The 1,296-nt window shown below is 71.8% G+C and carries 2 protein-coding genes and 1 pseudogene; 1 reads left to right on the top strand and 2 read right to left on the bottom strand.

Annotated elements, in window-relative coordinates; genetic code table 11:
* Nucleotides 1-224: SDR family NAD(P)-dependent oxidoreductase (locus AB0I77_RS53640; RefSeq protein ID WP_363290341.1), on the bottom strand; the 224-nt coding region annotated here is incomplete at its 3' end.
* A gap of 62 nt (nucleotides 225-286) precedes the next feature.
* Between AB0I77_RS53640 and AB0I77_RS53635 the strand changes: the two are divergent.
* A pseudogene (locus AB0I77_RS53635) lies at nucleotides 287-707 on the top strand (hypothetical protein).
* Between the two features lies 1 nt (nucleotide 708).
* Here the strand turns inward: AB0I77_RS53635 and AB0I77_RS53630 are convergent.
* Nucleotides 709-1,296, bottom strand: a 588-nt coding sequence (locus AB0I77_RS53630) for an SDR family oxidoreductase (RefSeq protein WP_363290340.1), incomplete at its 5' end; no start/stop codon positions are given.

Below are 1,296 nucleotides of genomic sequence, written 5' to 3'. Positions count from 1 at the left end.
GCCTCCACCGAGGCCCGGTCGGCCACGTCGCACGCGAACGCCCGTGCCACCAGCCCCTGTTCACGCAGACCGGCCGCGGTCTCCTCCGCCTCGGGCAGGTCCCGGTCGGTCACCAGGACCCGCCCGCCCTCCCCGGCCAGCCGCCGGGCGACGGCCGCACCGATGCCGCGTGCCCCGCCGGTGACGAGTACCCCATGTCCTTCGAAGCGCCTGAGTTCGGTCATGGGAGCGACCGTAGAGCCGAAACGATCAACACGACAGACACCGTGCGAACACGTCTGCGTTCATACAGCAACTTCCCGCGCTCATCGGCGTCGTGATCGGCGCGCTCGGTTCGTATCCGGCGGTCGTACGCGGGGATCGGGCCCGGTCGGGGTTGCCGCCCCCTTCGGCAACGACCCGCATCCGCATCCCTGTCGCCGCGGGAGGCGAAGCCCCTGCCGGCCGACGCCACTGTCGCCCGGGATCCGTCCGGGGAGGCGCTGATCCTGCTCGGCAGTCCCGAGGTGGTGGAGAAGGCGCGGGAGTGGGTCGTGGTGGTGATGGAGATGGAGCGGTTCCTGCGGGACGAGCGGCGCGATCCGCCGGTCTTGCAGACCTTGTTGGAGCGTCAGCGCGCCGGCCGCGAGGGCTACTGCGCGGCCGTACGCGAGGATCTGGCAGTGCCTCCCGGACACTCGGCGCGCTGGCCGCTGCCGTCGGCGTGAGTCACCGGTAGCCCGTCACGTCCGCCGGTCGGCCCGCGTCCTGCACCTCGACGAGGTAGCGCCAGGCGTCGGGACGGCTCCCGTCCAGGTCCGTGTAGCCGTACACCTGGGCGAGCCCGCCGCTCGAGAGGGACTCGCCGTTGAAGCGGGCCACGTCGGGGTCGGCGGCGAGGGCGGCAACGGCGCGGCCGACGTAGCGCGGGGTCTCCGAGATCGCGAAGTGCGGCGACCGGTCGAGGGCATCGCGCCAGTTGTCCTCCCGTACCCCGTAGTTGTCGAGCATGATCTCCGAGCGCAGCCAGCCAGGGGTGAGGGCGACGGCGGTGACGCCGCGCGGGCCGAGTTCGTGGCCGAGGGCGAAGGCCATGCGCAGGACGGAGGCCTTGGCGAGGTCGTAGAAGAAGTTCACCCGGTACGTGTCGCGGTTGTACTCGGCGGTGCCGTCGGTGACTTCGACGACCAGTCCGCCGGACCGGCGCAGCAGCAGGGGCAGGGCGTGGTGGCTGGTGATCGCGTGCGTCTCGACCGCGAGCCGCAGCAGTCTGAGGCCGTTGTCGAGATCATGTTCCCAGACCGGGGTGTCCCAGGC

The organism is Streptomyces sp. NPDC050619, assembly GCF_040654815.1.
In the GTDB taxonomy this organism is placed as follows: Bacteria; Actinomycetota; Actinomycetes; order Streptomycetales; family Streptomycetaceae; genus Streptomyces.
This window is presented reverse-complemented; position numbering and strand designations above follow the sequence as displayed.